Genomic DNA, 510 nt, shown 5'->3' with positions numbered 1-510 from the left:
ACCAACCCCTCCACACCACCTACCCCCTCCACCACGGACACCCCACCCAACACATCCACCCCCACCCCACCACACCACCACTCACCCCCACCCCCACCACCCAAACCCAACTCCCCCAACACATCACCCAAGACACCACCCAACCCTTCGACCTCACCACCGACACCCCCCTCCACACCCACCTCTACCAACTCGACAACACCCACCACACCCTCACCCTCGTCCTCCACCACATCGCCGCCGACGGCCACTCCCTCACCCCCCTCACCCACGACCTCACCACCACCTACACCGCCCACACCCACCACCAACCACCCCACCTCACACCCCTCCCCCTCACCTACACCGACTACACCCACTGGCAACACCAACTCCTCGGCACACCCGACCACCCCACCCCCACCACCCAAACCCAAACCACCTACTGGACCACCACACTCACCAACCTCCCCGACACCCTCCCCCTCCCCACCGACCGACCCCGACCCACCCACCGCACCCACCACGGGG

The 510-nt window shown here is 66.7% G+C and carries 1 protein-coding gene; it reads left to right on the top strand.

Annotated features, from left to right (window positions below; genetic code table 11):
* Positions 1 to 510: condensation domain-containing protein (locus RJ1_RS49535; RefSeq protein ID WP_143169636.1), on the top strand; the 510-nt coding region annotated here is incomplete at both ends.

Source organism: Rhodococcus jostii NBRC 16295 (assembly GCF_001894825.1).
GTDB classification, from domain to species: domain Bacteria; phylum Actinomycetota; class Actinomycetes; order Mycobacteriales; family Mycobacteriaceae; genus Rhodococcus_F; species Rhodococcus_F jostii.
Note: the sequence above shows the minus strand (reverse complement) of the source record. Positions and strands in the feature narration are given on the sequence as shown.